The organism is Streptomyces sp. NPDC002690, assembly GCF_053592415.1.
Map to the genome: position 1 here is coordinate 1 of NZ_JBSFVR010000026.1, position 13,283 is coordinate 13,283.

General features: G+C 69.5%; 12 protein-coding genes. 2 read left to right on the forward strand and 10 right to left on the reverse strand.

What is annotated here, in order from left to right; all coding sequences use genetic code 11:
- A partial coding sequence (locus ACWD3D_RS06180) for a hypothetical protein (protein WP_451459738.1) occupies positions 1-671 on the reverse strand: 671 nt, incomplete at its 3' end.
- Between the two features lie 531 nt (positions 672-1,202).
- Here ACWD3D_RS06180 and ACWD3D_RS06185 point away from each other — a divergent pair.
- Positions 1,203-1,802 carry a hypothetical protein gene (locus ACWD3D_RS06185; RefSeq protein ID WP_451459739.1) on the forward strand — a complete coding sequence of 200 codons (600 nt, stop codon included), beginning with the start codon at positions 1,203-1,205 and terminating at the stop codon, positions 1,800-1,802.
- A 260-nt stretch (positions 1,803-2,062) separates the two neighbouring features.
- Here the strand turns inward: ACWD3D_RS06185 and ACWD3D_RS06190 are convergent, their stop codons facing one another.
- The 7 genes from ACWD3D_RS06190 to ACWD3D_RS06220 form a co-directional block, all read right to left on the reverse strand.
- The gene (locus tag ACWD3D_RS06190) at positions 2,063-3,262 is read right to left on the reverse strand and encodes a 5-methylcytosine restriction system specificity protein McrC (protein ID WP_451459740.1); all 1,200 of its coding nucleotides are present in this window, start codon (positions 3,260-3,262) and stop codon (positions 2,063-2,065) included.
- A 124-nt stretch (positions 3,263-3,386) separates the two neighbouring features.
- Positions 3,387-5,645 (reverse strand): McrB family protein, encoded by a 2,259-nt coding sequence (locus tag ACWD3D_RS06195; RefSeq protein WP_451459741.1) that lies wholly within the window; start codon positions 5,643-5,645, stop codon positions 3,387-3,389.
- A gap of 163 nt (positions 5,646-5,808) precedes the next feature.
- Positions 5,809-6,642, reverse strand: a complete 834-nt coding sequence (locus tag ACWD3D_RS06200) for a PIG-L family deacetylase (RefSeq protein ID WP_451459742.1) — start codon at positions 6,640-6,642, stop codon at positions 5,809-5,811.
- 401 nt (positions 6,643-7,043) lie between these two features.
- Positions 7,044-7,769, reverse strand: coding sequence for a hypothetical protein (locus ACWD3D_RS06205; protein ID WP_451459768.1), 726 nt, complete (start codon positions 7,767-7,769; stop codon positions 7,044-7,046).
- A gap of 331 nt (positions 7,770-8,100) precedes the next feature.
- Positions 8,101-8,412 carry an NIPSNAP family protein gene (locus ACWD3D_RS06210; RefSeq protein ID WP_387371154.1) on the reverse strand — a complete coding sequence of 104 codons (312 nt, stop codon included), beginning with the start codon at positions 8,410-8,412 and terminating at the stop codon, positions 8,101-8,103.
- A 241-nt stretch (positions 8,413-8,653) separates the two neighbouring features.
- Complete coding sequence (locus ACWD3D_RS06215) at positions 8,654-9,322, reverse strand: SMI1/KNR4 family protein (protein ID WP_451459743.1); 669 nt, start codon at positions 9,320-9,322, stop codon at positions 8,654-8,656.
- Positions 9,323-9,472: 150 nt separating this feature from the next.
- On the reverse strand, positions 9,473-10,795 hold the full coding sequence (locus ACWD3D_RS06220) for a UDP-glucose dehydrogenase family protein (RefSeq protein ID WP_451459744.1): 1,323 nt from the start codon (positions 10,793-10,795) through the stop codon (positions 9,473-9,475).
- Positions 10,796-11,275: 480 nt separating this feature from the next.
- Between ACWD3D_RS06220 and ACWD3D_RS06225 the strand changes: the two genes are divergently transcribed.
- Positions 11,276-11,587: a hypothetical protein gene (locus ACWD3D_RS06225; protein WP_451459745.1), complete on the forward strand. Its 312-nt coding sequence runs from the start codon at positions 11,276-11,278 to the stop codon at positions 11,585-11,587.
- A 207-nt stretch (positions 11,588-11,794) separates the two neighbouring features.
- Here the strand turns inward: ACWD3D_RS06225 and ACWD3D_RS06230 are convergent, their stop codons facing one another.
- Together ACWD3D_RS06230 and ACWD3D_RS06235 are read right to left on the reverse strand one after the other, a co-directional pair.
- Positions 11,795-12,190 carry a hypothetical protein gene (locus tag ACWD3D_RS06230; protein WP_451459746.1) on the reverse strand — a complete coding sequence of 132 codons (396 nt, stop codon included), beginning with the start codon at positions 12,188-12,190 and terminating at the stop codon, positions 11,795-11,797.
- Between the two features lie 213 nt (positions 12,191-12,403).
- A complete protein-coding gene (locus ACWD3D_RS06235) occupies positions 12,404-13,153 on the reverse strand; it encodes an SDR family NAD(P)-dependent oxidoreductase (RefSeq protein ID WP_451459747.1) in 750 nt (249 codons plus the stop codon).
- Between the last annotated feature and the right edge of the window lie 130 nt (positions 13,154-13,283).

Consider the following 13,283-nt stretch of genomic DNA (forward strand, 5'->3'; position numbering starts at 1 on the left):
GGTTTCGCTGGAGAGTCGCCGCCGGCCCCAGGACTCGAAGTCGCGGCGGGGCCAGGCAGATTTACGACAGTACAGCCTCGCCGGGAGACGAGGCACGCCAGGAAGCAGGCGACGGTGTAGCTGCCCAGTGCGGGCAGCAGAAGCACCGCGAGCGAGAGCCCTACACCGAAGAGCGCATGCACGGAACCGGGCACGGCCGACTGTGGATTCAGCCCCAGTCGGCCACGTGCATGCCGGGTCACCTCGACCTGTGCGCCGGACGGTCGGGCATCCGCCCTCACGACGGCGCGGCGTACGGCGACCTCCGCCCGCGTGTCGTGGCCGATCGTCAAGCGCAGCCCGTACCGATCCCTTAGGTGCAACTCGTCCAGCGTCCCGCCGGATCGGTTGAACGCGGAGAACCGGCGGACACTGCTCAGAGCGTCCAGCTCGATCGTGCGGACGCCGGTGAGCGTCCGGGCGGACAGAAGCGGCCGCCCGTCGACGGTGGCGACGTGCGGTGTGCCCCAGCCTCCGAACCAGATCTCATGAGCCAGCACCCCGGCGACGAGTCCGGCTCCGGTGGCGATCCAGGTGTCCGTCCCATGCAGCACCTGGGCCCGGACCAGCCCCGCGTCGACGAGGACCACCACCGCCCATGCCGCGCCCACGATCCCCAGCCCCAGCCGCATGCGGCGGCGGGCGGACCGAGGCTCCGCCGGGGAGGGCGGCAGCCTTCGCCGTGTCCGGCGCGCGAGCCGGTCGAGTCGACGACGCCGCACGGCGAGAGACGTCCCGTGCCGTTGCCACGACGATCTCCGCCCCCACATGGTCGCCAGGCTATTGCCACCGGAGACGTGAGGCCAGAGTTCCGCCGGGTCCGCGGCGTCCCGCCTCCGGTTCCCTTCCCGGCGGCGCGGGAAGCTCTCGGCGCGGCGTGGGTGCCGCATCGCGAATTCTGGGATACCCCCGAATTGTCCGGTCAGCCGGCCATCGAATTCCCGCTGGAGTTCGGTTACGGAGAACTGCGCCGGTGTGGGTGGTCCGTCCCGAATGGGCGATGCCATGTTCCGTAAATGCGGAGCCCTTTCGACGCTTCGGTGCGGGCGGGAATCGAACCACCCTCACCTGCTCGAAGTGAGGTGAAACGAACCCTAGTTGATCATTGTCGTGGTAGAGTATTAATGAATTCACTGAGCGCCCGCGAGTAAAAGGGGAATGGCGTGAACACCGAGAAGGTAACGGCTCGACGTCTTACGGCCGACGAGATTTCAGGCTTGGGAATCCAGGACAGTATTTTTGTTCCGGCAGGGGTGGATGGTCTTCCTCTCGACTGCTACGCCCCGGCTTTCCTCACGGCGCCGGGCAAGGACTTCGAAGGCGGGTCCTTCGTCGCGAAGACGGTCTTCGGCGAGGAGGTTCACGTCCTCCCGGAGAACGCTGACGAGGGCGGTATCTGGATCGCCGACGAGGCGGGGGAGGCGATCGAGGTCCTGCAGAGCGCCGGTGTCCTGCTGAACCTCGCCCTCTTCGTACCCGCCGGGAACAAGGAGTCCCTGGACGCCCTCTACTCCTCCGCCCGGGAAGCGTTCGGCGCGGGCGTCGTCCAGCGCTGGAGCGAGGAAGTCGTCGCGGTGCCGGACGTCAAGGTCGACCTGTACGAGGAGCCGGCCCGGGCGCGGAAGGGCGCCAACGGCCAGAACCGCGACCGGCGTGCCCTGGACATCTACCCCACCCGCGTGCGGTTCCTGGAGCCCAGCGAGGGCTGGAAGTTCATCGTCGAGCCGCACAAGGAGATCGTCGACGACACGCCGACGATCTGACCCGATCTGACCTGAGCCGATCTGCCTGCCTGGCTGACTGACTGGTCCGGAGCCTCCGAGCCCCGCCACCGGGCGCAAGCCCACCCGGTGGCGGGGCTCGGGACGGCACGGCGGCGCTCGCCGCGTCCGCCGCCGACGGTTCACGGCCGGCGGATCAGATCCCGGTGCCGGGCGACGCGCGGGCGAACAAGGGCCTGTCCAATGGCATACGCCCCCCGGGGGGCGCGGAGGCGGCCGAACGGTCACCGTCCCCCGGGCTGCTACTGCCCCTGCCCTTGCTCCCGGGCCTGGAGGTCGGAGACGTGCGCGGCGAAGTCGACTATCGCCTTCCGTAGCGGTTCCGCCGCGGTTTTCGGTTCGGCGCGGGTGTCTAGGCCGAGCACCAGGATGCGGCCCACCAGCCCGCGCGGTCCCGGAAAGTCCAGCCGGTGGGTGGACTCCCCTTCCGGATTGGGGTGGACCAGCAGGGCGAGAGGATTCGTCGGGTCCGTGTAGCCGGCGATGTAGGTGAGGAGCTGATGGCGGTCTTCGACGGAAACGTTCTTCTTCGCGTAGTTCTTGTACTTCGCGTCCACGGCCAGGTACGGGGAAGGCGCGGGTGACGTCCCGGGCGAGGTGAAGGACAGCAGGACGTCGGGCCGGAAATACGGAGGGTCGTCCTTGCTCTTGGGCTTCGGGTGTCTCCCGTGAGTCCAGATCCGGTCGCCCTCGGCCTGCGCCCACCGGCCGCCCGCCGCGGTCGCCGCATCCACCGCCATCCGCCGGACCACGCTCTCCCAGAGGTCGTCCAGCTTGAGCAGCAGCCCCTGCGCTTCGAAGCCGTACGGGTCCAGCAGATCGTTGGGCCCGCCGCCGCCCAGCAGCATGCGCGCCCAGGCGTGGGCGGGCCGGTAATGGTCGTTGAGCGCGTTGTACGATGCGCGGGCGAGCAGGCGTAGTGCCTCCCGGGGCGCAAGGGGATCCGGGAAGTCGCTTGCCAAGGAATCCAGTTGATGTCTCAGGCGTGGTTCGGTCACCTTTCGTGCCGCAGCGACCAGGGCGCTTGCGCACACGAGGTTCTCCCAGCCCCCGTCCTCGTACTCGAAGGTCCTGACATGCAGCCGGTCGATCGCGCCGAAACACCTGGTGGCCTGTGCTTCGACGTTCAGCCGTCCCCGTAGCGCGGTGTCCACGCGCTGCCGGGGCACGTACTCACGGCGCAGGCCGCGACGCACCAGCAGACGGCACTCGTGCAGCAGGGCTGCCGGCACTAGAGCCGCGTAACCGTCTTTGCCGATGGGCCAGTTGCGCAACTCCTCGTCGACGGTGCTGTCCTGTCCATTGGCGTACGAGAGCCAGTCGATCAGCCGGTTCCCCGCGATCGGCAGTTTGGGGCGGAGGATCAGCCGGATGCGGCTGAGCTCCAGAACGCCGACGCGCGTCCGCGCGGTGAGGAGATAGGTGTTCGGTCCCTTCGTCACGCCAACTGCTTTGAGTGAGCGCAGCCTTTGCAGGTCGGCGGAGCTGAGATCGGACTTCGGCACGCTTGTGCCTTCGTACTCGTCGAGCGTCACCTCCCTCTGCGCGGCTCCGTGTGGCATCCGGCTACTCCCCGGGCCCGGTGGACACTGCCGGGGTGCCGCCCTCGTCGGCGGTTTCGGCGGTGACGAACTCCTTGGCCAGCACTCCCGGAAGGTCCTGCGGATTCGTCTGGACGATCCGGCCCGCGTCGTCCACCAGCTCGCCCAGGATGTTCTGCAGCATCACAGGACGGCCGAGGCAGTAGTCCGTCACGAGCGGCACGATGTCGTTGTGGAAGGCGTGGTGGAGCTGCTCGACGGTGGCGAGCGGACGGTCTTCCGCCAAGAGGAACGACTGGCCGAGCAGATGGTCCGGGCCGAAATGTTCGTCGAGGCGCTCGTTCAGCCCCTCCAGCAGGGAGGCCAGCCCGAGCCCTTCCACCTCCCCGTCCAGAGCGTCCAGATCCGGCGGCACGCTGTGGAACGCGAACCTGCGTCGGATCGCGGAGTCGATGTGGCTCACGCTCCGGTCGGCGGAGTTCATGGTGCCGATGATGTGGACGTTCGGCGGGACGGTCAGCTGACGGCCGCTGGTCGGCAGGGTGATGGAGACCGAACCCCGCATGTTCGGCTCCAGGAGGGTGATCAACTCGCCGAGAATGCGCGGGAGATCACCTCGGTTCATCTCGTCGACGATGAGCAGGAAGGTCTCGCCCGGGGACTTCACCGCGGTGTCACAGACGCGGAGGAAGACCCCGTCCTTCAGCTGCAGATGGAGCCCGGCTCCGGTCGTCGCCGTGTCGGGCCTGAAGCCCTCGACGAAGTCCTCGTACCCGTAGGACGGATGGAAGGTCACCATCGTGAGCCGTGCGGCGCGCGCCGACTTTTCCCCGGGCACGATCTCGGGCAGCGCGGACAGCTCCGCGAGGACAGCGGCCCGCTCCGCCGGAGTCGCCTCGATCAGCTCCTCCCGCCCGGCGAGGGCCAGGGCGACGTTGAGGGCCAGCCGGGTCTTCCCGGTGCCGGGAGGTCCCTGGAGTATGACCTGCCCCTTGTGCTTCAGCAGGGCCCGTACGGTCTTCACGTCATCGGGGAACTCATGGGCGAGCGCTACGGCTTCCTCCGCCGAGTCGCTCTCCGGGGCGCCGGTCTCGTCGGCCTTCCCCTTCGCACTCGCCGGGTTCGGAGTTTCGACCGCGGCGCCGCGGGTCCGCTCCTGCCAGATCTCCCGCACCAGGGGGGCGGGCACCTTGGCGAGCGTCTGCTGCCAGGCGTGCCGGGGGGTCTCGAAACTCTGGGCGAAGGAGGTGTCCCAGCGCACGCCCACCGTGTGGCAGTGAGTCGGCAGGCCGGCCTTGTACTCGTAACCGAGTTCCACGGTGCCCACGGCCAGCACCTGCGACTTTCCGCGGTTCGCGACGATCCGGTCGCCGCGCTCCAGATCGCGGAAGGCCAGCATCTGCCGGGCGAGCCGCAGATTTCCGCCGGTACTTTGCGGCCAGTTCTGGTCCAGCGTGGCCTTGAGCTCCTGGTCGCTCTCGTACTGCCCCAGGCTGCCGACCTCGTCCCAGGCGATCCGGATGCGACGGTGCTGGAAGGAGTCGTCCCAGAGTTCCGCCTGCTTCCCGGGCGCGATCTTCCAGATCACCCGGTCTTTCGGGCGCGGATCGTGGAAGTGGTACAGGAAGGCCACCTTCTCGTGCGGGCTCCATCCATCGAATTCCCGGTATTCAGCGAGGAGTTCGAGCAGCTCCCGATTGGCCCGCCACATGTGGACACCGGAGGAGTGCGCACGCGCTTTGCCGCCCAGCAACTCGGTGAAGTACCGGATGTGCGCTGCGGAGAATACGGGCAGGAAATCCTCCGGGAAGTAGACAGCCAGTGCCTTGGTGGTCAGCGCCTGGCCGTAGGACAGCAAATCCAGATCTTCCAGGGCTTTGTAGTCGCTCCTGGACGCGGCACCGAAGGCCCGCACGAACTCGGAGCGCACCCTGCCCCAGGCCGCATCCGCACCGAGCCCGCGCAGTCCGCTGGGCAGGACGCGCCATCGGCCCGAGCGGAGCCGGTACACGATGTGCTTCGCCGAGCTCCCACCGCGGATATGGCCGACGTGGTCGGTGCCGTACTCCATCAGCCGGCAGAAGGAGGACTCTTCCTCAGCGAGGCTCGCGGGCTCCCACGCGTACCGGCGCAGGTCGAGGTCTTCCCAGCCTCCCAGCGGAAACGCGGCGTGTGCCTTCTGCCTCTCCTCTTCCGCCAGGCCGGCGGTCCGTCGCGCTTCCGCCCGGTCGAATCGTGCCGCCCGTGCGGTGAGCCCTTCGCGGAACTGTCCAGCATCAGCCATGTGCACATTCTTCGGCATCCCGCCGGACCGGGGAACGCGGGGGCCGGTGACGGCGCCCCGGGCCCCCGGCCTGGCGGTTTCCCCGGCCTGGCGGTTTCCCCGGGCCCGGCGGTTTCCCCCGGGCCGGCGGTTTCCCCCGGCGCCGCGGGGCCGGACGGGCGGGTCAGCGCAGACCGGCGAAGAGGTCGGTCTCGGGCAAGGCCGCGCCGGTGGCGTCCTTGACGCGTACGAAGGTCTCCACGCCCATCAGGTCGGCGAACTTCTCCTTGCCCATCCTGAGGAAGAAGATGTTCTCGCCCTGACTGGCATGCGCGGCCAGTGAGTCGAACTTCTGGCCGCTGAACGCGGTGGTGTTCACCCAGGTGGTGATCTCCTCGTCCGGGAGGCCGATCTCGGCCATCGCGGCTTCCTCGGCGGGGTCCGGCTCCGGCATGTCCTCCCCGAACTCGCGCATGGTCTCCCCGAACCGCTGCATTGCCGAGCGCGGCATCGTCGTCCAGTACACCTTCGGTGTCAGCTCGGTCATCTCCAGCGCGGCCATGGTGATGCGGTGGGCCTGGATGTGGTCGGGGTGGCCGTAGAAGCCGTTCTCGTCGTAGGTGACGACCACGTCCGGCCGGTAGTGCCGCATGAGGTCCGCGAGCCGTGCGGCGCCCTCCGCCACGGGGGTCCGCCAGAAGGAACCGGGGGCGTCGTTGCTCGGCCACCCGACCATCCCGGAGTCGGCGTAGTCCAGCGTCTCCAGATCGCTGATCTTCAGCACGTCGCGGCTCGCCTCCAGCTCCTGGCGGCGCAGCGAGGCGACCGCCGCCGGGTCGTGCCCCGGATCGCCCGGCTTGACGCCCCCGGGCCCGTCCCCGCAACCGCCGTCGGTACAGGTCACGAGCACCGTACGGATTCCCTCCGCCGCATACCGCGCGAGGACCCCTCCGGTGCTGGTCGCTTCGTCGTCGGGGTGCGCGTGCACCGCCATGAGGGTCAGGGGCCGGTCGGTCATGGAACAGTCCTTCTGCAGATGTCGGTCGCGGTTCGCATGCGTGGGGCACGCACCACGCTCATGGGCCGGGGCCCGGGCGGGTGGAGGACCCCGTGGTCCCCGTTCTCCCGACCCGCACGGTGTCGGCCCTACCCCGGTGCAACCGTACGGGCGGTGGTGGCTGTTCCCGAGGCCGTGAAAGGGGTGGCCGAACGCGGGCGGTGACGGGGGAGGGCCCTTCGGGGTGGCCCCGCCATGGACCGAAGAAGCCCCGGGACGGGTGGCCCGGGGCTTTCATGGAGCGCGTCAGGAGAGGCGGACGTGCTGTCCACGTCAGGAGAGGCGGGCGTGCCGTCCGCGCTCGGGAATCCGTGGTGCCTGCGGCCTCGGACGTCCCTCGACCGGGCCGTACGCCGACTTCGTCAGACGATGACGGGGACGGTCTCGGTGGGGTCGGTGGACCAGTTGGTGACGATCGGCTTGTCGACGGTGGCGGTGTCGGGGAGCGCCAGTTCGGCGGGGTCCGGATCGTCGTCGGTGGTGGCGATGATGACGTTCTCGAACTCCTTGCCGCCCTCGCCGTCGGTGGTCTTCGGGTTGATACCGGTGTACGCGACAGCCGATCCGGAGAGCTTGATGGGGTCTTCGCCGCCCTGCCCGACAGGGGACGCGACACCGTCCGCGCCGGAGCCGAAGGACACGCTGGGAGTGTTGACGTCCAGATAGCAGGTGATACCGGACTTGGCCTTGGCGGTGACGAGGTAGTAGCCGCCGGCCTGGGACTTCGCGGTGACCGTGAAGTCCAGGTCGTTGGTGCCGCAGGACTGCCCGTAGCCGCTCTTGTCGCCGGCGCCCTCGCCGTCGCCGGAGGCAGTGGCCTTGCCACCGGTGTCGCTCGACGAGCCCGAGCCGCTGGAGCCCGAGCCGCTGGAATCGGACGCGTCGGTGCCGGAACCGCTGGTGCCGGTCGCGTCGGCGGGGTCGCTCGCGCCGGAGGAGGGGCCGGCGCCTTCGGCGGAGGAAGCCGCGGAACTGGCGGCGCCCTCGGCGTCGTCGGGGCTGCATGCGGTGGAAGTGGCGGCGAGAGCGGCCACGGCTGCGGCGGCGAGGAAGAGACGAGTGGAACGGGCGGCGAGGCGCGAACGCATCATGATCTCCAGCGGCGATTCGGTTGCGGTGCTTCCTGCTTTCACCGATGACACTAGGGCCGAGGCAATCTTGAAATGATGCTGGACATGTCCGGTTTCTGTCCCAGCGGCATCGGTTCCGAGGAACGGTGGCGGGCTGCGCCATTTCCCGCACCGAGCACGAGGACCGGTCGGGACGGCCTGCGGATCCGGCAGCTCGGGCGGTCCGCCCGCCTCGGAGAGGTACGGACGGTCGGCTGTTCCGGTAGCCCCGCCGGAGGAGCAGCCGACCGTCCGCGACGGCGAGGGGTCGGCCCCGACGGGGTGGGGGCTTCGACCGCTCGGACACCTCTTAGGACAGGCCGTCCAGCGGCCTCAGGAACCGGCGCTCGTAGCGCTTGATGCAGCGGGTCTCACGAGCCAGTTCGAACGCTTGCCGGCACTCCGGGTCGGACATGCTGTCCGTGCGGTACTGCTCGTACGCGGCCAGGCTGGGGAAGGAGAACAACGCGTAGGCGATGTCGCTGTCGCCTTCACTCGGCAGGAAGTAGCCGTGATGCGTCCCGCCGAACCGGTTGACGAGCCGGACCCAGCGGCGCCCGTACTCCTCGAAGTCCTCCAGCTTCTCAGCGTCGATCTCGTACTTCAGATGAATGGTGACCATGCCCGCATGATGCCGTGCCACGGGCGTCGGTTCGTACGGCGGGGGCGTCGGCAGGGTGCCAGCCCCTGATACGGACCGACGGGCACGAAGAAGCTCCCGGCCGCCGGCCGCCGGCCGTGGGCCGTGGGGCGGGCGGGCTCGGGCGGGCGGGCTTGGGCGGGCTCGGGCGGGGGCACCGGGCTCGCCGTCGGCAGTACGGCGGGCCAGTGCGCTTCGTGGCCCCCGCAGGAACGCCTGGTGCTCAGCCCACCCTGGCTCCGAGCCGCTGCTCGGTGTCTTCGAGCCAGCTTCGATACCACTGCGCGAAGTCCTGCCCCGTAGGCACGATCCCGCGGTCCATCGGTCTCAGGTCATCCCAGACGGCCCCTCGGTGCGGACCCGTCATGACCATGAGCGAGGCGTAGCCACATCCTTGCTCGCTGAGGAACACCGCGCCCGCCTCCTGCGCGTCGTGCAGCTCCTCCCAGCGTGCGTCCCAGGCCGAGTACGCGGGACCGAACTCCTCGTCGTCCGCGTACGAATCCCTCTTGGGCTCCCGCGCCTCCAGGGCGGCGAGCTCACCCGCCAGCGCCTCGGCCACGAAGGGCCGTCCGGCGAACTCGGCGGTGGTCGGCTGCGCGGGGTAGGCGAGCCCGGTACCGCTCCACCGCCACCCGCCGTCGGCCGAGCCCGGGGTCATCAGGCCGTAGTAGGGGCCCGCGCCCCCTCGTGCCACGTGGAGGAGGAAGCTGCGGTACTGCGCGGGTAGGCCGACGCCCAAGTCCGCCTCCAGCGACCGGAGTTCTTCCTCGCTCATGACCGGCCCGAGGTCGAAGCCATGCCCCCGCGCCCCGAAAACATCGCCCGCGCCCGGAAGTTCACCGAGTCGGAGCACCCGCTCCCGCACTCCTGCCCACTCGTCCTCGCTCATGGACTCAGGCTAGGACGACTCGCACCGTACGGACACGGAGTTTCCGGCGGAGCGCACCTGGCCGACTACGCGTCGTTCTCTGCCCGCGTGAGTGAGCGGCCCGGCGCTGCGTCGCGGTTCAGTGTCGGACCGCCGACTTGATGGGTTCGGTTATTCCTGTGCGGGTCGTCCGAGCTGGCGTACGGTCCATCCGGCCATGCGCCAGGCGTCGGCGTCGATGAGGTTGCGGAGGTCGACGAGGACCGGGTCCGCGACCAGTGGGGCGAGGGCCTTGGGGTCGGCCTCGCGGAAGTGGGGCCATTCGGTGGCCAGGACGATGAGTTCGGCGCCGTGGACGGAGGTGTCGAGGGTGTCGGCGTAGTCGAGTTCGGGGTTGCGGTGCAGTGCGGTGGGGTTGGCGTGCGGGTCGTGGACGGTGACGGTGGCGCCGCGCTGGTGCATGAGGGCGGCGACGGCGAGGGCGGGTGATTCGCGGACGTCGTTGGTGCCGGCCTTGAAGGAGGCTCCCCAGACGGTGACGCGTACGCCGTCGACCGGTCGGCCGAGGGTCTGCTCGATGAGCTTCAGCGCGGCGGCGGGCCGGGACTCGTTGACCTCCTCCGCCGCGCGCAGCATGGTCGCGGCCTCGGTAGCTCCCAGCGCGCGGGCGGAGGCGGTGAAGGCACGGACGTCCTTGGGCAGACAGCCGCCGCCGTAGCCGGGACCGGCGTTCAGACCACCGCGGCCGATGCGCGGGTCGACGCCGATGGCCTCGATCAGCTGCTGGACGTCGGCCCCCGCCGCGTCGCACATGTCGGCGACGCCGTTGATGAAGGAGATCTTCATGCCGAGGTACGCGTTGGCGGCACCCTTGAGGAGCTCGGCGGTGGCGGGGTCGGTCACGAACAGCGGAATGCTGTTCGCCAGGAGCGGCGCGTAGACCTGCCGTACGACGTCCTCCGCCCGGGCGGAGGGGACGCCGACGACGATCCGGTCGGGCCGCAGGGTGTCGTCGATGGCGTGACCTTCGCGGAGGAACTCGGGGTTCCAGACGACCTCCACGTCCTCACCGGCGGGGGAGAGCCGGGCCAGGAGGGCGCCGAGGTCGCGCGCGGTGCCCACGGTGACCGTGGACTTGCCGATGACGACGGTCGGGCGGGTCAGGTGCGGGGCGAGGGCCCGGGCCACGCCGAAGACCTGCCCGGTGTCGTAGCTGCGCCCGTCCGCGTCGATGGGCGTGCCCACCGCGAGGAAGTGGACGTCGGCGAACTCGGCCGCCTCGGCCAGGCTGGTCGTGAACCGCAGCCGCCCCGAGGCGGTGTGCGTGGCGAGGAGTTCGGGCAGGCCCTCCTCGTAGATGGGGCTCTCGCCCGCGTTGAGGCGGTCGATCTTCGCCTGGTCCAGGTCCACGCCGATGACCTCGTGGCCGATCTCGGCCATGGCGGCGGCGTGCGGGATGCCCAGGTGACCGCAACCGATGACGGATACGCGCATGGGACCGACGCTCCTCTCCCTGTCTTCGCCCGCCCGGGGACTCCGGGCCGGCCGGGTCGGCCACGCTAGCGCCCTTGCGGGGGCGAGGTTCCGTTCACGCAGGTGGATCAACCGGACTGCTGATTCAGTAGATTGACGAGAGCGGGCCCAGGCGCCTGGGCGGCGTTCGAACTGCACACCCCGTGCCTTGCGGCCTGTCGACGCCATGACCTGTACGAATTCCATCAGAGTGGCGGGCCGGGGGACGTGCCGACAGCCTGGGCGGACATCGTCGTCCATGACGCGGCGACGGGCGGAGCGGTGATCACGTCGCCCCCGGTGGTCACGTCCGCAACGGAATGCCCGGCAACGACTTCAACCAGCCCCGTGGCGACCACGGCGACCTGCCTCCGGCCTCCCGGCCGGACAACCCATACACGAGCGGCTTCCATCCGGACGCCCCCGGTTCCGGTGGTCCCCACTCCGACGCACCGGGAGCGGGTGGCGCTCACAATCCGCTGGGCGGTCACGGACCCGGCGGCTTTAAAGCAGGACGAGTTCGTACAGAAGGCCAATGATCCCGACAAAACGTGGTTCAACCAGTACTGCCGGTCTGACGGGCATCGCCTCAGCGTCAAGACCAAGATCGATGACATCGAATTGCCGGTCCGGGCGAGGGATGGCGACGGGTCTTGGATTTCGAAGAACAATCTTCCGGCCGCCACCTCTGAGACGAGGTTCGGCCGTGACGAACTGGGGCGTAGCGAGACCCTTCCCAAGATCAATGAACTCGATGGCGTCGCCAGGGACTGAAAGGCTTCAGTAGGGCTCGCCAACGCCGAGCGTGTACACAAAGCCTAAGGTGTTGGCCCGGCCGAAGGCTTTTTGGTCAAGCAGGGAACTGAGCCGTACCTGCGGACCATCATCGCCGACCTGCGGCGTCGCCCGGCGCTGCAGGTGACCGATGCCTCGGGCAGGGTATGGGCGAATGCAGCCCTTGCCAAGGAACTGGAGACGGCCCTAGACGGGGGCAAGCTTGACCTTCTTACCCGTACCAGCGTCGTACTTGCCGTCGGCAGTGCGGCGGGCGTACTGGACAACGACAACGATATTTACCAGCTTGGTACCGTTTCGGGCGACTCCGTAGTACTTGATTCTCCCTCCACTCTTCCTGTCCACCCTTCCGGCCAAGGCTGCGTCGACCACCCGGCACTTCTTGATGTTGTGCTTGCCGGAGAAGTGGTTCCGGCCGAGCTCGCCGTTGCCGTAACGCGTGGGGATGACGCGCCCCTCCGGATCCGCCCGCTGGCACTTCACCCTCTTGTCCCAGTGCCGCACCGCCGACGCCTCGGCCGCCGGCGCGACCACAAGACAACTGCCGGCGACCGCAGCCGCCACCACGTTGATCATCCTCATGGCCGGACCGTGCCACCCAACGGCGCGGTTTAGTCCTCCCCCGCGAACGGCCCCGGTTCGGCTCCGTCATGTGGAGGGTGGTTCAGGCCGCCTCGCGGCGGTCCTCGTACGACTCCTGCCCGCAGGCCATTTGGGAGAGATCCCCATGCCGGCGCAACGAGTGTGGAGTCGGGCCGGTCGCGCGCGGGACGGCTGCGAACCAATGACGGGCCATCACCGCCCCAGTGCTGCTCCCCCGTTCACATGCACGATCTGCGCCGTCATGAACGCCGCTTCAGGCGACGCCACATAGTGCACCGCGGCGGCGATGTCCGAGGGGCGGCCCGCCTGGCCCGTCAGCGACTGCTTGGCCCGGGCGGCGACGAACTCGGGCGTGGCCCGGTCGCCGAAGAACTCGGTGTCGGCGACAAAGCCTGGAGCGACCGCGTTCACGGTGATGCCCTGCGGGCCGAGCTTCTGCGCCAGGTCGACGGTGTAGGCGTTGACGGTGGCCTTGGAGCCGCCGTACGAACCGGGGCCGCGCAGCGCGGCGATGGACGACATCTGGATGATCCGGCCGCCGGGCCGGGTGAGGTGCGGCAGCAATCCTTCGGTGAGCAGCACGGCGGTGAGCACGTTGGCCTCGAAGTTGCGGCGGAAGCTGTCCGCGACGCCTTCGAGGGTGCCGTCGTGGGCCGGTGCGACGTTGCCACCGGCGTTGGCGACGATCACGTCGACCTGCGCGCCGCCCGCGGTGCAGAACTCCACGGCTCTGCGGGCCTGGCCGGGATCGCTCAGATCGGCGGCGACCCAGGAGGCCGTTCCCGCGCCATGCGCGGCGTCGAGCTCTCCGGCGGCCTTCTCCAGGGGCTCCTCGCGCCGGCCGATGAGGACGACGTGGTCGCCGTCCGCCGCGAAGACCTCGGCCACCGCCCGCCCGATCCCCGTACCGCCACCCGACACCACGACCCTGCGCTGCCCCACGACCCCACCCCATGTCCTCGTTCATGAACGATGGTCACATCTCTGCCCGGCGACGGTACGACCGCCGGTCTTTGGCGTCAACGGCTAGGTGCCGCAGGCTCCTCACCCGGATGACGGAGCCCCGATCCGC